Source organism: Paraconexibacter algicola, from assembly GCF_003044185.1.
GTDB lineage: Bacteria > Actinomycetota > Thermoleophilia > Solirubrobacterales > Solirubrobacteraceae > Paraconexibacter > Paraconexibacter algicola.
Genome location: NZ_PYYB01000001.1, coordinates 1852707 through 1869011 on the forward strand (window position 1 = coordinate 1852707; position 16305 = coordinate 1869011).

Annotated in this window: 9 protein-coding genes; 4 read left to right on the forward strand and 5 right to left on the reverse strand. The window is 73.2% G+C overall.

Going from position 1 to position 16305, the window contains the following annotated elements:
- Nucleotides 1–69: 69 nt before the first annotated feature.
- The gene (locus tag C7Y72_RS08825; RefSeq protein ID WP_146175303.1) at nucleotides 70–5637 is read left to right on the forward strand and encodes an ExeM/NucH family extracellular endonuclease; all 5568 of its coding nucleotides are present in this window, start codon (nucleotides 70–72) and stop codon (nucleotides 5635–5637) included.
- 21 nt (nucleotides 5638–5658) lie between these two features.
- Here C7Y72_RS08825 and C7Y72_RS22760 read toward each other — a convergent pair whose 3' ends face one another.
- On the reverse strand, nucleotides 5659–6852 hold the full coding sequence (locus C7Y72_RS22760; RefSeq protein WP_146175304.1) for an FAD-dependent oxidoreductase: 1194 nt from the start codon (nucleotides 6850–6852) through the stop codon (nucleotides 5659–5661).
- Between the two features lie 102 nt (nucleotides 6853–6954).
- Between C7Y72_RS22760 and C7Y72_RS08835 the strand changes: the two genes are divergently transcribed.
- On the forward strand, nucleotides 6955–7596 hold the full coding sequence (locus C7Y72_RS08835; RefSeq protein WP_233243781.1) for a LuxR C-terminal-related transcriptional regulator: 642 nt from the start codon (nucleotides 6955–6957) through the stop codon (nucleotides 7594–7596).
- Nucleotides 7597–7614: 18 nt separating this feature from the next.
- Here the strand turns inward: C7Y72_RS08835 and C7Y72_RS08840 are convergent, their stop codons facing one another.
- The 3 genes from C7Y72_RS08840 to C7Y72_RS08850 all read right to left on the reverse strand — a co-directional run bounded on the left by C7Y72_RS08840 (nucleotide 7615) and on the right by C7Y72_RS08850 (nucleotide 8797).
- Entirely contained in the window at nucleotides 7615–7899 is a 285-nt protein-coding gene (locus C7Y72_RS08840; RefSeq protein ID WP_107568395.1) for a hypothetical protein, read from the reverse strand.
- 100 nt (nucleotides 7900–7999) lie between these two features.
- Nucleotides 8000–8302 carry a hypothetical protein gene (locus C7Y72_RS08845; protein WP_107568396.1) on the reverse strand — a complete coding sequence of 101 codons (303 nt, stop codon included), beginning with the start codon at nucleotides 8300–8302 and terminating at the stop codon, nucleotides 8000–8002.
- Nucleotides 8303–8356: 54 nt separating this feature from the next.
- Entirely contained in the window at nucleotides 8357–8797 is a 441-nt protein-coding gene (locus C7Y72_RS08850; protein WP_107568397.1) for a DUF488 domain-containing protein, read from the reverse strand.
- Between the two features lie 113 nt (nucleotides 8798–8910).
- On the opposite strand from C7Y72_RS08850, the gene C7Y72_RS08855 reads away from it, so the two are divergent.
- Nucleotides 8911–9204 (forward strand): hypothetical protein, encoded by a 294-nt coding sequence (locus tag C7Y72_RS08855; RefSeq protein ID WP_107568398.1) that lies wholly within the window; start codon nucleotides 8911–8913, stop codon nucleotides 9202–9204.
- A gap of 31 nt (nucleotides 9205–9235) precedes the next feature.
- Here the strand turns inward: C7Y72_RS08855 and C7Y72_RS08860 are convergent, their stop codons facing one another.
- On the reverse strand, nucleotides 9236–10510 hold the full coding sequence (locus tag C7Y72_RS08860) for a TetR/AcrR family transcriptional regulator (RefSeq protein WP_158276731.1): 1275 nt from the start codon (nucleotides 10508–10510) through the stop codon (nucleotides 9236–9238).
- 360 nt (nucleotides 10511–10870) lie between these two features.
- Between C7Y72_RS08860 and C7Y72_RS08865 the strand changes: the two genes are divergently transcribed.
- Complete coding sequence (locus C7Y72_RS08865) at nucleotides 10871–16246, forward strand: hypothetical protein (RefSeq protein ID WP_158276732.1); 5376 nt, start codon at nucleotides 10871–10873, stop codon at nucleotides 16244–16246.
- Nucleotides 16247–16305: the final 59 nt, after the last annotated feature.

Genomic DNA, 16305 nt, shown 5'->3' on the forward strand with positions numbered 1-16305 from the left:
CCGGACCTTCACCAGCCGGTCACGGTGCGGTAACGGGGGGCCGGGGAGCCGCGACTAGCGTCGCCGCCCGTGATCCCCAAGTCGCTGGTCCCCGCCGTCCTCTGCTGCCTCGCCGCGCTCCCGGCGACCGCTGTGGCCGACACCACGGCCCACTCGCTCGCGTCCGGTCCGCTGAGCCAGGACTGGTCCAACGCCGGCCTCATCACGGTGGACGACAACTGGAGCGGCGTGCCCGCGATCCAGGGCTTCCGCGGCGACGACGTGGTCACCGCGACCGGCGTCGACCCCCGCACGGCGACCGCCGACTCGACCGTCCTGGACGTCAACGCCAACCAGACCGCGCCGAACACCTTCTCCACCGGTGGCGTGACCGAGTTCGCGATCGCCAACCCGACGATCGCGCTCGCCGGCTCGGGGACCGCCGACGCGCCCGGCATCGTCGCGCGGGTCGACGCGACCGGCCGCAAGGACGTGACGGTCAGCTTCAACGCCCGTGACATCGACGGCTCGGCCGACGACGCCGTGCAGTCCATCGCCGTCCAGTACCGCCTGGGCACGACGGGCGCCTTCACCCGCACGGGGATGGCCGCCACCGACGGCTACGTCGCCGACGCGAGCACCGGCGGCACGGCGACCCAGGTCACGCCCGTCACCGTCACGCTGCCCGACGCCACCGACGGGCAGGCGTCCCTCGACATCCGCATCCTCACCACCAACGCGAACGGCAACGACGAGTGGATCGGCATCGACGACCTCACGGTCGGCTCGACCGCCGCGACCGTCGACCCGGAGCCCACGCCGACCCCCACGCCGACGCCGACCCCCACGCCGACCCCGACGCCCGAGCCGCCGACGGTGCGGCCGATCGCCGAGATCCAGGGGACCGGGGCGACCAGCCCGCTCGACGGCCAGACCGTCACCACCGAGGGCGTCGTCACCGCCTCCTACCCGACCGGTGGCCTCAACGGCTTCTATCTCCAGACCCCGGGCACCCCGGACACCCCGGGCGCCTCCGACGCGATCTTCGTCTACGGCGGACCCAGCGGGTTCGCGACGTCACCGGCGGTCGGGGACCCCGTCCGCGTCACCGGCACGGTCGGCGAGTTCAACACCGTCACCCAGATCACCGCCACGAGCGTCGCCGCCGCCCCGTCGGTCACCGGCACCGTGACGCCCAAGACGACCGTTCCGGGCACCGACTGCGTCCTCCCGGGCACCGACTGCCTCGCCGGCACCGCGCTCGACGCCGCCCGCGAGCCGCACGAGGGCGAGCTGTTCCAGCCGACCGCCGACTGGACCGTCACCGACTCCTACGACGGCTCGCCGTTCCCGAGCACCTCCTCGAACTTCTTCGGCGAGATCGGCCTGGCGGCCGGCAGCGACCGCGCGCTCGTGCAGCCCACCGAGGTCCACGACGCCCAGACCGAGTCCGCGCTCGTCACCGCCCGCACCCGCTACAACGACGCCCACCGCATCGTGCTGGACGACGGCGCGACCGTGAACTACACGACGCAGACCGGCCAGCCGTACCCGTGGCTGACCCCGACGAACACCGTGCGCGTCGGCGCCGCCGTCACGTTCCCCAAGCCGGTCGTCCTCACCTACGGCTTCGGCACCTGGCGGGTGCTCCCGCAGTCCCAGGCGCAGGGCGCGTCGACCGACAAGGTCGCCTTCGAGCAGGACCGCCCGGCCGCCCCCGCCGCGGTCGGCGGGGACATCCGCCTGGCCACCTTCAACGTCCTGAACTTCTTCCCGACCACCGGCGAGGAGTTCGTCTCCTCGGGCCTCGGGAGCTGCACGTACTTCACCGACCGGGCCGGGCAGCGCACGACGACCCGTGACTGCGGCGCCAGCGGCCCGCGCGGCGCGGCCAACGACGCCAACCTCGCCCGGCAGCGCGACAAGATCGTCGACGCGATCGGCAAGCTCGGCGCGGACGTCGTCGCGCTCGAGGAGATCGAGAACTCCGTGAAGTTCGGCAAGCCGCGCGACTTCGCGCTCGACGCGCTCGTGACCGCGCTGAACGCCGCGCAGGGCGCCGGCACCTGGGCGGCCGTCCCGTCCCCGCCCGCGGCGGAGCTGCCCGACCTCGCCGAGCAGGACGTCATCCGGCCGGCGTTCATCTACAAGCCCGCGAAGGTCGCGCTCGTCGGCGCCTCGAAGGTCCTGACCGGCAGCGCCGCGTTCGCCAACGCGCGGGAGCCGCTCGGCCAGGTCTTCAAGGCGGTCGGGCGCCCCGACAGCCAGGGCTACCTCGTCGTCGCCAACCACTTCAAGTCCAAGGGCTCCGGGGCCGACGACGGCACCGGCCAGGGGCTCGCCAACCCCGACCGCGTCGCGCAGGCCCAGGCGCTCGTGACCTTCGCCGACGACCTCAAGACCGCGCGCGGCGTCGACCGCGTCTTCCTCACCGGCGACTTCAACGCGTACTCCAAGGAGGACCCGATCCAGGTCCTCGAGGACGCCGGCTACGACGCCCTGGAGGCCGACGACCCGACCCGCGAGAGCTACAACTTCGGGGGCCTCGACGGGTCGCTGGACCACGTGCTCGCCAACGCGGCCGCGAAGACCGACGTCGCCGGTGTCGACGTCTGGCAGATCAACGCCAACGAGTCCGTCTTCTACGAGTACAGCCGCTTCAACGCCAACGTCACGAACCTCTACGACGCGGGGCCCTACCGCTCCTCCGACCACAACCCGGAGGTCGTCGGCATCGACCTGCCGGCACGTCCGCCGGTCGAGGTCCAGATCCTCGGGACCAACGACTTCCACGGCCGCCTGGTCGACGACCCGCAGTCGACCGCGGCGGGCGCAGCGGTCCTCTCCGGGGCGGTCAAGCAGCTCCGCGCGCAGAACCCCAACACGGTCTTCGCCGCGGCGGGTGACCTCATCGGCGCGACGACCTTCGACTCGTTCATCGACCAGGACAAGCCGACGATCGACGCGCTGAACGAGGCCGGTCTCGAGGTCTCGGCGGTCGGCAACCACGAGTTCGACCAGGGCTACGACGACCTCGTGAACCGTGTCATGAACCTGAACGCCGCGAAGGGCGGTGCCCGCTGGAAGTACCTCGGCGCGAACGTCCGCTTCAAGGCCTCCAACTCCCGGGCACTCGAGGGCACGTGGATCAAGGAGATGGACGGGGTGCAGGTCGGCTTCGTCGGCGCGGTGACCGAGCACCTCGACGAGCTCGTCTCGCCCGCCGGGATCGCGGACATCAAGGTCACCGACATCGTCCAGGAGACCAACGTCGCCGCCGCGGACCTGAAGACCGCCGGCGCCGACGTCGTCGTCCTGCTCGTCCACGAGGGCGCGCCGAGCACCGCCTGCGAGACCATGGCCAGCGATCCGGCCTCCGACTTCGCGCGGATCATCACCGGGGTCAGCGACGACGTGGACGCGATCGTTTCGGGCCACACGCACCTGGCCTACGACTGCTCCTTCCCGGTCCCCGGCTGGGCCGCCCGCCCGGTCACGACGCGGCCCGTGGTCTCCGCGGGCCAGTACGGCTCGAACCTCAACAAGCTCACCTTCACGGTCGACCCCGGGACGGGCATCGTGCAGGCGCGGAGCCAGTCGATCCTGCGCCTGAAGGCGACCAACGCCGGCCCGGCCAACTACCCGGTCGACGGCCCGACGAAGACGATCGTCGACGCGGCGGTCGCCAACGCCGAGGTGCTCGGCGCGCAGGTACTCGGTCGGATCGGAGCGCCGTTCAACCGCGCCAAGCTCTCGACCGCCGCGGAGAACCGCGGAGGCGAGTCGAGCCTGGGCAACCTCGTCGCCGAGGTGCAGCGCTGGGCGACCCGCAACGCCGAGTCCGGCTCGGCGCAGCTCGCGTTCATGAACCCGGGTGGTCTGCGCGCCGACCTGGTCGGCGTCACCGGCGCCCTGCCGCGCGACGTCACGTTCCGCCAGGCGGCGACCGTGCAGCCGTTCGCCAACACCCTGGTGAACATGGACCTCACCGGCGCCCAGATCAAGGCGGCGCTCGAGCAGCAGTGGCAGCCGGCCGGGGCGTCGCGTCCCTTCCTGAAGCTCGGGATCTCCAAGGCGCTGACCTACACGTACGACGCGGCGCTGCCGCAGGGGTCCCGGATCACGGGCATCCGGGTCGATGGCGTCCCGGTCACGCCGACACAGACGTTCTCGGTGACCGTCAACTCCTTCCTCGCCAGCGGCGGTGACAACTTCAGCGCGTTCGCCGGCGGCACCGGCAAGCAGGACACCGGCCGGACGGACCTGCAGGCGATGGTCGACTACTTCGCCGCGATGGCCAGCGGCGTGCAGCCGCCGCTGGCGCTCGACGCGTCGCAGCGCGCTGTCGGCGTGCGGTTCCCGAGCGGGGCGCCCTCGTCCTACGCGCCGGGTGCGACGGTCGCGTTCTCGCTGAGCTCGCTCTCGATGTCGACGGCCGACGACGCGAAGGACGCGAACGTCACGGTCAAGCTCGGCAGCGCGACGCTCGGGACCTTCCCGGTGACCACCACCGCCGGGACGACGCCGGACGACGAGATCGGGACGGCGAGCGTCAGCGTGACCGTCCCGGCGAACGCGCCCGCCGGCCCGGCCGAGCTCGTCGTCGAGGGCGCCACGACGGGCACCCGGGCGGTCGTGCCGATCACCGTCGCCCGCCGCCAGGCGGTCACCGCCACGGGCGCAAGCGTCGTCTGGGGCCAGACGCTCGCCATCCCGGTCACCGTCGACGGCAACGCGGGGACCCCGACGGGCACCGTGGAGCTGCGGGACGGCACCACGCGGTTGGTCGACGGCACCCTGGGCGCCGGCGGCACCGCGACGCTGACGCTCCCCGCCCGCTCGCTCGACCCGGGCACGCGGACGGTGACCGTCGCCTACGGCGGAGGCGGCGTCTACGACGCGCAGACGACCACGATCACCGTGACCGTCACGAAGGCCCCGGCCACGGTGTCCGCGCCCACGACCGCGGTGCCGTTCGGCCAGAACGGGACCGTCGTCGTCACCGTCAGCACGCCGGCCGGCACGACGCCGACCGGCACCGTGCGGATCCTGCGCGGGGCAGCCGAGCTGGGCAGCGCCCCGCTTGGATCCGACGGCCGCGCCACGGTGCCGGTGGCCTCCTCGGGGCTCGCCTCCGGACCGAGCGAGCTGACCGCGAGGTACGACGGGAGCACGTTCCTGCAGGACGCGTCCTCGACGTTCACGTACACGGTCGGCGCGGCCCCGACCCCGGACCCCGATCCGACACCGCAGCCGACCCCGACGCCCGTGACCCCCGGGCCGACGCCCGGCACCCCGACCCCGACCCCGGGCACCCCCGGCACGGGCACGACGCCGACGACCCCGCAGCCGACCCCCGGCCCGGGCACCACGCCCCAGCCGCCGGTGAGCGGCCAGGGACCGGCGGCGTGCGTCGGCAACCGCCGCGTCACCGTCACGCTGCGCCCGAAGAAGGGCCAGAAGCTGCGGTCGGGCACCGCGACGTTCCGCGGCCGGGCGGTCACGCTCCGCAAGCGCGGGCGCGTCCTCGTCGCCACGATCGACCTGCGGGGCCTGCGCGAGGCGACCTACACGGTGCGGCTCGTCGGTCGCACCACGACCGGCCGCCGCGTCACGGCGACGGTCCGCGTCAAGAGCTGCGTGCGGACCGCGCGCTGAGCCGGTGCTGCGCCGGTGCCCTCACGTGGGCGCCGGCGCGAGCACGGGGATCTCGAGGTCCAGGCCGGGGGCTCCCGGCCCCGCCTGCAGCGGCAGCCGCACGAGCCCGCGGCCCTCGAGGTACGGGGCCAGGTGGCGCCCCGCGACCTTGCTCGGCGGCCACCACAGCGGCTCGGCACCCACCGAGCCGACGTCGCGCGGACCCTGGCGCTCGAGGAACCGGTCGCGCCGTCCGGTGAGCAGCCGCCCGCGGAGCACCTGCCGCAACGGCGGCAGGACGTCCAGGCGCCCGAGCTCCCAGGCGATGTGCGCGGCGGCGGCCTCCGCCTGCTGGCAGGCGAGCCCGCCCTGCTTGACCGGCCGGTCCGTCATGTCGCCGACGGCGTAGACGCCGTCGAGGCCGTCGACCACCCCGTGGTCGCTCACGGGCACGAACCCCTGCGCGGTCGCGGGCACCCCGTCCAGGCGTGGGCCCTCGAGCGCGGGGAGCGCGAGCACGCGGTCGACGCGCAGCACGGGATCGAACCCCGTGTCGACGATGCCGCCCGCACGGACCTCCGCGGCGACGCCCCGGTGCACGGTGATCCCGGCGTCGCGCAGGAGCTCGGCCACCACCACCGATCCCTGGGGACCGAACACCGACAGCGGCTGCAGCTCGGGCGTGACGAGGTGCAGCTGCGTGCCGGGCCGCCGGACGGTCAGCGCCTCCGCGGTCATCAGCGCCAGCTCGTAGAGCGGCAGCGGCCACGTCGCCCCGCGCGGCACGACGAAGGCCACCGAGCGCGCCCGGCCAGCGTGCAGGTCGGCGACGAGCTCGCCGAGCAGGCGACGCCCGGCGCCGAGCGTCGTCGCGGCGCAGAACGCCGGGACCGCGGTGGCGCCGAGCGCGAGCACGAGCGTGTCGTAGGGGACCTCCAGGCCGTCGGCGCAGCGCACGCGACGCCGGTCGGCGTCGACCGCGACGACCGCGGCCCGCACGAACGTGCCGTCGAGCTCGCCCAGCAGCTCGCGCAGGGCGATCCCGTCCGCGCTGCCGCGAGCGAACGGCGCAGCGGTCTGCAGGGCGCGCAGCTCGAACACCGGCTCGGGGGCCACGAGCGTGAGGTCGACCGCGTCCGCGGCGAGCGCGCGGAGGGCCAGCACCGCCTCCAGCGCGGCGACGCCGCCGCCGACGACCACGACGCGGATGGGCGGGACGGGGGCTGCGCTGGACATGCCCCGATCCTGCCGCGGGCCGGCGGTCGCGCCATCCGGGCGGGACGCTCGCCGCGGTCCGTGTCCACTACGGACCGGGGTCCGCGGGCTAGCATCGGGGGTGTGAGCGAGATCCGCATCGTCCTCGCCGACGACCACGGCGTCGTGCGCTCCGGTCTGCGCCTGCTGCTGGAGGCCGAGCCGGAGTTCGCCGTGCTCTCCGAGGCGGCGGACGTCGACGGGATGCTGCGCGCCGTCCTGGGCCACAAGCCCGACGTGCTCGTGCTCGACCTGAACATGCCGGGGACGACGTCCAGCCTCGACGCGATCCCGGGAGTGGGGGAGCGGTCCCCGGGGACGCGGACGGTGATCCTGACGATGCAGGACGACCCCGAGTACGCGCGCCGGGCGCTGCGCGCGGGCGCCTGCGGGTACGTGCTGAAGGAGGCGGCGGACACCGAGCTCGTCGAGGCGGTCCGCAGCGCGGCGGAGGGACGCACGTACCTGACCCCGAGCCTCGGGGCGCGCCTCGCGACGCTCCCCGAGACCCCGCAGGGTCCGCCGGACGACCTCTCCCCTCGAGAGCGCGAGGTGCTGCGGTTGATCGCCCTCGGGCACACGAACCCCGAGATCGCGCAGCAGCTCTTCCTGTCGGTCCGGACGGTCGAGACGCACCGGACCCACGTCCAGCAGAAGCTGGGCCGCAGCTCGAGGGCGGAGCTGGTCCGCTACGCCCTCGACCACGGCCTGCTGACGCCGGACTGACGCCGGCGTCGGCAGCGATCAGTGCGCCACGGGGCGCAGCCGCGGCCGCGCGGTGCGCGCGGGGGCGGGACGGGCGTCGGCCGCCGCCGGGGCGGTCGACGGGACGGGCGCCGCGTCGTCGGCCATGAGCGCCACGACCGACCGGCAGATGAGGACCGCGCAGACGGCGATCAGCGCGAGGACCGCGGCGACCGCGGCGGTGCTGGCGACCGTCCACATCCAGATCTCGGCGGCCACGACGCCGTACACGACGGCGGCGGCGAGGGCGATGAAGGCGCCCGGGGAGCGGGTGATGAGGAACATGGCTGCATGCTCCGCCCGGCGGGACGCCCGCACGTCCGGGGCGCCCACCGGTCCGGGGGCGGGCTTTCCCGCAGGTCGGCTCCGTGGTCCGGTCGCCCGCTCAGTCCCACAGGCCCCGGAACTGCCACGTGAGCGGTGCGCCGCAGCGGCTGCACGGCACCGCGGCGGCCCGCCCGGCCACGAGCCGCTCGAGCGCGGCGTCGGCGCGGACGGCCGTCGCGCCGCAGTCGGGGCACGGCTCGTCCGGCGCGCCGGCGGGATCGGCACCGACCGATCGTGCGCGACCGCAGCCACCGCAGGCCCGTACGACGCGCTCGACGAGGAAGCCCGGACCGACGGTCAGCGGGACGTCGGGCGCCGCGCAGCCGGCGCCGGTGCAGTGCAGGAGTCCGAAGGTGCCCATGGGGACGGGTCGCCCCGGGCGGGCCGGGCCTGACGGTCGCGCAAGCGGGCCGGTCTACAGGTCGATCACGACGAGCTCGGGGCGGCGCTCGCGCAGCGCGTCGGTGACCTGGCGGCGGTGGCACTCGTGCGGCTGCGCCTCGAAGCACAGCAGCGCGGTGGCCGGGCCGTCGTCGAGCTCGGCGGCGAGCGCGTCGAGCTCCTCTCCCGCCGTGTCGCGCAGGTGTGCGCGGTACTGCTCGGCGCCCTCCTGTACCCGCCGGTTGCGGTAGAGCCAGCGGATGTCCGGGGGCGTGCCCAGCGTGCGCCGGTTCTCGTAGGCGATGCCCGCCTCCTGGAGGGTCGCGCCGAGCCGCGTCTTGGAGAACCCGGCGCGGCGCGACTGCGGCCGGAACCGCACGTCGAGCACGCGCCGCACCCCGGCGGCCTGCAGCTCGGCGACGAGCTCCTCCAGCCGCAGTCCCTCGTAGCCGATCGTCCAGATGCGCGGGGCCATGGTCATGGTGTACCCGCCGCCGCGGCCGCACGAGTCGGGCCACGGCGAGAGCGGGCGCCGGATCGACAGGACCGGCCCGCGGGAGCGCGGGCTGCGTGCGATGGTCCCCGGTGATGAGCGCCGAGCCCGACACCACCCCCGTCTGCGCGCACCCCGGGTGCCGTCGCGACGCGGAGTACCGCGTCGCGACCCCGGACCGGCCGGTGACGCTGCGCTGCCGCTGGCACGTCGACGAGGCCTGGCGTCCGCACGGCGCGGCGGCGTCGGTGACCGCTCTCTACGGCGACGCGCCCCCGATCGACACCACCCGCACCACGCGTCGCCCGCCCGTCGGCGCGCTGGTGCTCGGCGCGCTCTTCGTGCTCGTGGTCCTCGGCTTCGCCGCGCTCGCGCCCGTGCTGCTGTAGGGGCCCGCAGATGGGGCGCCCAGGCTCTCCATCAGTCGGAGGCTGTGAGCAGCTCGCGGAGACCCTGCGGCGACAGCAGCCCGGGAAGCAGCAGCGCGCGGAACTCCTCGACCGCACCGTCGGCACCGCGCGCCGGGCGCGTCAGGACCGCCCCGACCAGCGCCCCGCCGAGCACGAGCGTCGCCCGGGCGACCTCGACGTCCGCGCGGACCACCCCCTGCTCCTGTGCGGTGAACACGGCGTCGGTGAGGACCGAGACGATCGCGTCGTCCTTGGCGACGCGGCCCACGAGGAGGCGCTGGCCGTAGGGGGCGAGGAACCCCACCCGTGGAGTGAAGAACGCGGCGACGCGCCGGACCACGTGCAGGAGTGCGGCGAGCGGGTCGGACGGTGCCACCCCGCTCGGGCCCAGGTGGTCCGCGGCCTGGTGCTGGAGCAGCGCGACCGCGACGTCCTCGACGCTGGAGAAGAGGGCGTAGGCCGTCGACGTGCTCACCCGGGCCTGTTTGGCGATCTTGGGGACCGTCGTCTCCTCGTGGCCGTCGCGGGCGAAGAGCATCGCGGCAGCCTCGAGCAGCCGGGTGCGGCTGGCCTGCTGCCGGGGGGTGCCCGAGCGTGCCCGGGCGGCGTGCAGCGGGTAGTAGTTGATCTCTGCGAGGCGGTCGTCGAGCGTGCGCGGGTCCCCGGACGTGCGCGTCAGCGCCGTGGTCAGCGCCGCGCCCGCGCGCGCGAAGCGGTCGGCGTCCATCCTCTCCGGGTCGACGATGTGGCGGACGCTGGCCCCGACGGTGAGCGCCACCTGCGCGGCGACGTAGGACGCGAGGTCGAACGGTGGCTGGGGCTCGCGCTCCCAGGCCGCGAACATCGCTGCGCACTGCGCCTGGAGCGGCTCCTCGGTGGCGCGCAGGAACGATCGGTACGCCTCTTGGACGCCTGGGCCGCCGAACGCCCACAGCCCCAGCCGCAGGCGCAGCTCCGGGTCGTGCGAGAGTCGCTCGAGATCCGAGCCGTGCAGGACCTTCGCCTCCTCGAAGGGGAAGCGACCGGCGGTGATCTCGCCGATGAGGTCCGCGATCCCCGCGCTCGGGAACGCGTCGGGGTCGAAGACCCGGGCGACGATCGCGTTCGCGAAGCCCTCGACGTTGCCGAAGTGGTGGTAGATCGTCGTCACGCCGACCCCGGCACGGCGCGCGACGTCCTTGAGTCCGACCGCGGAGACCAGCTGTGCGGGGGTGACCTCGAGGAGGGCCGCGAGGCCGTGCTCGACGAGCGTCTCGCGGGTCGCGTTCGGGGCGGACGCGGGCACGGGGCACGACGATAGAGCAGCGCCGTGCACGGGGCGACCGGTCCGGTGCCGGCGACCGATGTCCGACCCCGACCGACTGAGCAGCTGCTCAGTCGCCCGCCCACAGAAGCGGGTTTCCGGCGTGATCAGCGATCGGAACGTGTCCGATCGCTGCATCTTCGGCGTCGCTGGCCGACCAACCCTCCTATGTTCCCACGCCTGCGCTGGGTGAAACCCTCCGCAACTTCACGATCTGACCGTCGCGGTTCGGACCCACTGATGCAGGCAGTGGGTCGCTTTGGGGGGGTCCCAACGGTGCAAGGAGCTTGCTGTATGTCGATTCGCCGTGCTGTCACGGTCGCCCTGGCCTGGGCGACCGCCATGACGCTTCTCCCTGGCGGTGTCGCGGGCGCGCAGGCCCCGCCGCCGACCGTCGAGCAGGTGGCGTCGATGGAGCACGGCCGCAAGCAGGGGGAGAACCACCAGGTCGAGCTGCGGCTCGTCCCGCTCTCCGCGAACAGCACGCTCTCGCCGGGCGGCATGTTCGCCTTCGGCCACCGCGAGCCGCTGGTCTACCGGCTGCCGGCCGACGGCGAGCCCGACGCGTGGGAGCGACTCGGAGGCGTGCAGCTCGGCGTGTACAAGACCCTGTTCCCGCACCGGTACGGCTACGCGCTCGCCGAGCTTCCCGGGGGCAAGGCGCTGATCGTCGGCGGGCGCGCGGTTGCGCTCGCCGAGCAGCGGGAGTCGTTCACGACGGTCGAACGGTGTCCCGACGCCGACCCCAATCCCTTCATCTCCGACTTCAAGTGCCCGCTCGTCGACGTCGCACTCCCGGGTGACTCGGCGGGGGTCGCCGAGCCCCTGGACGCAGGCGACCCCGACGGCGTCGCCCCGCGCTTCGCCGCCAACGCGCCGCTCTTCTTCGACGGCAACGACCTGCAGGCGATCGAGCCCTACGTCGACGGCAACGGCAAGACCGTCAACCGCTTCGAGGGCGCCACCGCCACCGCGCTGGCCGACGGTCGCGTCCTGGTCGTCGGCGGGAAGGTCGCCGACGTGACGCAGGGTGGGACGATGCCCACCACCGCGCAGACGACCGCGACCACGAAGGTCGAGATCTACGACCCCGCCAACGAGCAGTGGACTCCCGCCGCCCCGCTCAACACCGCCCGTGCGGGGCACTCGGCCACCCTGCTGGCCGACGGCCGCGTGCTCGTCGTCGGTGGTGCCGCCGACACCGACAAGACGACCGAGATCTACACCCCCGCGGATCAGCCGTCGGAGCCGGGGAGCTGGGCGGCAGGCACACCGTCGAACGTCGTCAACGGCACCCTGAGCAGGGCCGCGCGGCTCAGCGACGGCCGCGTGATGGTGGTCCGCAAGGGCGGCGCCGAGCACAGCGAGCTCTACACCCCGGAACCCGGCGCGGGCGGATCGTGGGTGAGGATCGCCCACTTCAAGCCGCCGTTCAACTCCGACAACCCGGCCGCGAACACCTTTCCGCTCTTCGACGCCCCGCCGGAGTCGGTCGTCGCGCTGCCCGGCGGCAAGGCGTTCAGCTTCGGGAACATCTTCCCGAAGATCTACTCCGAGACGCAGGCCACCAAGGACGCGCAGCGCGAGGACGCAGCTCGACCGGACAAGACGACGTTCGGCGGTCGCATCTGGACGCCGACCGATCTGAGTCCCGGGAAGGACTTCGACGCGCCGTACTACCAGCCCCCGGCGACCGAGAACAGCCCGAATCCCCAGCCCAGGGTGTACGGCCAGGGGGGGAACGCCGGCATGGCGAAGCTCGCCGACGGGCGGATCATGGTCGCCGGTGGGAAGGAGTCCGACCGCCCCGGTCCGGGCAAGAGCCTGTTCCAGGTGTCGATCGCGATGCTGATCAAGAGCGCCGACGCGCCCGTGGCCACGCTCACCGCTCCGGCGAGCGGCACCACGGTCGGCAAGGACAGCACGGTCGCGTCGAGCTTCACGTGCGAGGCCAAGGGCGCCGACCTGGCGAACCCCGGCGGTTGCACCATGAAGATCACGCCGCCCACGGGCGGCGGGCCGGCGGTCACGATCTCCACCTCCGGTGACGCGGTCCCGACGTCCTTCCCCGGCACCTACTCGATGGTCGTCACGGCGCTCGACGAGGCCGGGCTGGAGGGCACCGCGACCGGCACGTACACGGTGGCCGACAAGCCGACCGGGACGATCACCGCCCCGAGCGCCGGGCTCGTGGCCGCACGCAACGCCACGATCGCCGCGGACTTCAGCTGCAGCTACTTCGCCGCACCGGTCCCCGACAGCGGCACCGAGTCGTGCGTCGCGAAGGTCACCTCGCCGCTGAACGTCGTCACGGACATCGCCGACGGCGACAACGTGCCGACCGACGCCATCGGGACCTACACGGTGACGGTCACCGCGACCGACAAGATCGGTCAGACGGCGACGAAGACCAGCACCTACCTGATCTCCAGTGGCCCGGGAGTCGACATCACCTCCCCGGCCGTCGACGCGAAGCTCTCGGTCGGCGCGTCGCTGACGGCGGAGTTCGCGTGCACCGCGAGCGCCAAGCCGCTGACGAGCTGCGTCGCGTCGTTGACCGTGCCGGGCGGCCAGCCGGTGCCGATCACGAGCGGCAGTCCCCTGCCGACCGACAAGGTCGGGACCTACCAGCTCGTCCTCTCCGCGAGCGACGAGCTCGGTGACACCAACTCGGTCTCGCGCTCCTACGAGGTCCTGGCGCCGCCGACGGCGACGATCGACCACGCGCCGGACGGCACGAAGTTCGCCACCGGGACGAGGCTCGCCGCCGCGTTCACGTGCGCGTCGCCGGCGAGCACGATCACGTCCTGCGCGGCCACGATCACCACGCCGTCCGGGGAGTCCGGGCGCCTGATCGCCGGACGCAGCCTGCCGATGACCGTCGACGGCGTCTACACGGTGGACCTCAAGGCGACCGACGCGGTCGGGCAGACCAAGAGCGCCTCGGCGAAGTACCGCGTCGTCGCGCCGCCGACGGTGACGATCGACAGCCCGGTCAACCGGGAGTCCCAGCTGCGCGGGGAGAGCGCCCGACTGGACGGCACGCCGTTCAAGAGCGGCTACTCGTGCACCTCGGACGGCAGCGAGATCACCGCGTGTGCGGGCACGATCACCGCACCTTCGGGAACCGAGGCGCCGATCGCCAGCGGCGATCAGCTCCCGTCGGACACGCTCGGCGACTACAAGGTCGTGGTCAGCGCGACCGACGCGCTCGGGCAGACCGACTCGCGCACGCGCACGTACACCGTCAGCAACTGTCGCAAGGGCTTCGAGTTCGCGCTCGTCCAGGTCCGGACCAAGGGCTGCTTCGAGACGGTCAGCGGGACCCCGACGCGGTACGAGACGGCCGACGAGATCACGGTCAACGGCCTGACGATCCCGGCGCCGCCGAGCGGCTCCAAGACGGTGTTCACCGCGCCGTCCGACGATCACCCCGGCGGCCAGCTGGGCATCAGGACCGCGGAGCTGAAGGTCGGCACCTTCACGTACTTCAACGGCCCGATCCAGTGGGATCTGCCCGAGGGTGGAGTCGGCGACGAGGGGACGGTCGCGACGCTGCAGGTGCCCTCGGGGGCCGCGTTCCAGGGCCTGCGGGTGCGTGGATCGATCGCCCTGACCTTCGGACGCAAGGACGACGGCAAGTACTACACGTCGATCCCGATGCAGGTGGCGCTGCCCTCGCAGTTCAGCGCCAACCCCGGCAGCGGGGCGGAGGTGACCGCGGCGGCGTCGATCTACGTCGACGCCAAGGGCCCGCGCTTCGACGGCACCGTCCTCAACGTCAAGAACGTGTGGGTCGGCAAGCTCAAGGTCGACGAGGTCTGCCTGTCCTACGTCCCCGCGGGGGCGAGCAAGGCGATCGCGCCCTGCCCGGCCCCGGACATCGGCGGCGAGCCGTACATCACCTGCAAGAGCGACCCGAACACCAACCGCTGGAACGGCAACGCGACGATCACGCTGCCGACGGAGTCCGAGACGCAGCTGGCGATGTTCGGCGGTCTGGCCGATGGCCAGGTGTCGAGCCTCGGCGGCGTCGTCAGCAAGCTCGGCAAGTCGGTGCCGCTCGCGCCGAACGTGTACCTCGACCAGATCGGCGTCGGCCTGTGCCTGAGGCCGCCGCCGTTCAAGCTCAAGGGCTCGGTCGGCGTCTCGATCCTGCCGACGGGCTCCAAGAGCACGATCGGCGTGGACGGCTCGGTCACCTACACCGACGGCACGGCCAGTGAGCCGTGGTCGCTCGAGATGCGCGGAAACATCTCCGTGCTCGACAACCGCCTCGGCGGCGGCGGGGTCACGATCCGCCCGACCGGCCTGTTCGACTTCGACGCGGGCCTGAAGCTGCGATTCAGCATCCTCTCCGTCGAGGGTGGGGTCGTCGGCTGGGTCGACGTCCCGAGCCGCACGTTCAACATCGACGGCAAGGTCCGGGCCTGCGTCTCGTCGATCTGCGCCCAGGCGCTCGCGACCCTGTCGAGCGTCGGCGCCGCCGCCTGCCTGGATCTCGGCGTCATCAAGGTCCCGTACCCCTACCCGGCCCCGGACTGGAAGTGGTACGCCCCGTGGCGGATCATCATCAGGTACGTGGAGACCCAGCTGAAGGGTGGCGGGGGCCTGAAGTGGAACGGGACGGTGAAGGCCTGGGTCGCCAGCTGCGACATGGGGGACTTCCAGGCGCGCAGGCCCGGAACGCGGTCGTTCCGCGCCGGCACGGCCAACACCCGGATGGAGGTCACGATCAAGCCCGAGGAGCCCACGAAGGTGATCCAGCTCTCCGGCGTCGACGGCCCGCCGTCGGTGAAGGTCGCCGGTCCGGACGGCACGACGATCACCAACCCCACCGACGGCAGCGGTGGCGCGCAGGACCCGGGCAAGTGGCTGATCACCGAGAACCCCGACGACAAGTCGACGACGATCGTGCTGATCAACCCGAAGGCCGGTCGCTGGACGATCACCAAGGGTGACGGCCCGATCGCGCCGCTGGACCTCAAGACGGCCGACTACAGCCCGCCGCCGACGTTCAAGGCCGCGGTCACCAGTCCGAAGAGCCTCGCGCGGAAGGGTCAGAAGCGCTTCAGCGTCGCCTACACGGTGGACGACGGTGAGAAGGTGCAGCTCGTCGACGAGAGCGTCGACGGCAAGCTCCAGGGCACGATCGTCAAGGAGCTGAAGGGCTCGTCCTGCGGGCACGGGGCGCCGAAGACGGTGCTCGGCTCGGTGCTGCGCTGCGCGACCGTGGCGTTCACCCCGACCGAGGGCCCCGGCGGTCCGCGCCGCGTCTACGCGGTCGTCACCCGGGCCGACGGGATGCCGCGCAGTCGCGACCACGTGGCCAGCTACGTGGCGCCGCTCCAGCGGACGCCGGGGATGGCGCAGCGGTTGCGGATCCGCCGCACGCCGAAGGGGAAGGGCGTCGTCGTGACGTGGAGCGCGTCGCGGCCCGCCAAGTGGCAGACGCTGTCGATCTCGCTCACCTCCGGTGAGAAGTTCGGGGCCCGCGCCAGCAAGTGCACGTCGCTGCACATCCCGTGGGTGGCCAAGAGCGTCGGCGTCAACGTCCGGGTCGCCGGCGTGCGGTCGGACATGGTCACCGGCAAGTACTCCCTGGTGCAGCTCGCGCCGGACAAGAAGAGCGCCGGCCCGAGCCGCGGGCTGCGGGACCGGGCCTGCCGGATCCAGTACGTGCCCCGGCCGGTGGCCCCGCCGCTCCCGGGCGAGTAGCGCTGCGCGGCGTCACGGCGTCGACATCAGGCGTGGTGGGTGGGGATCGTGTGCGATGC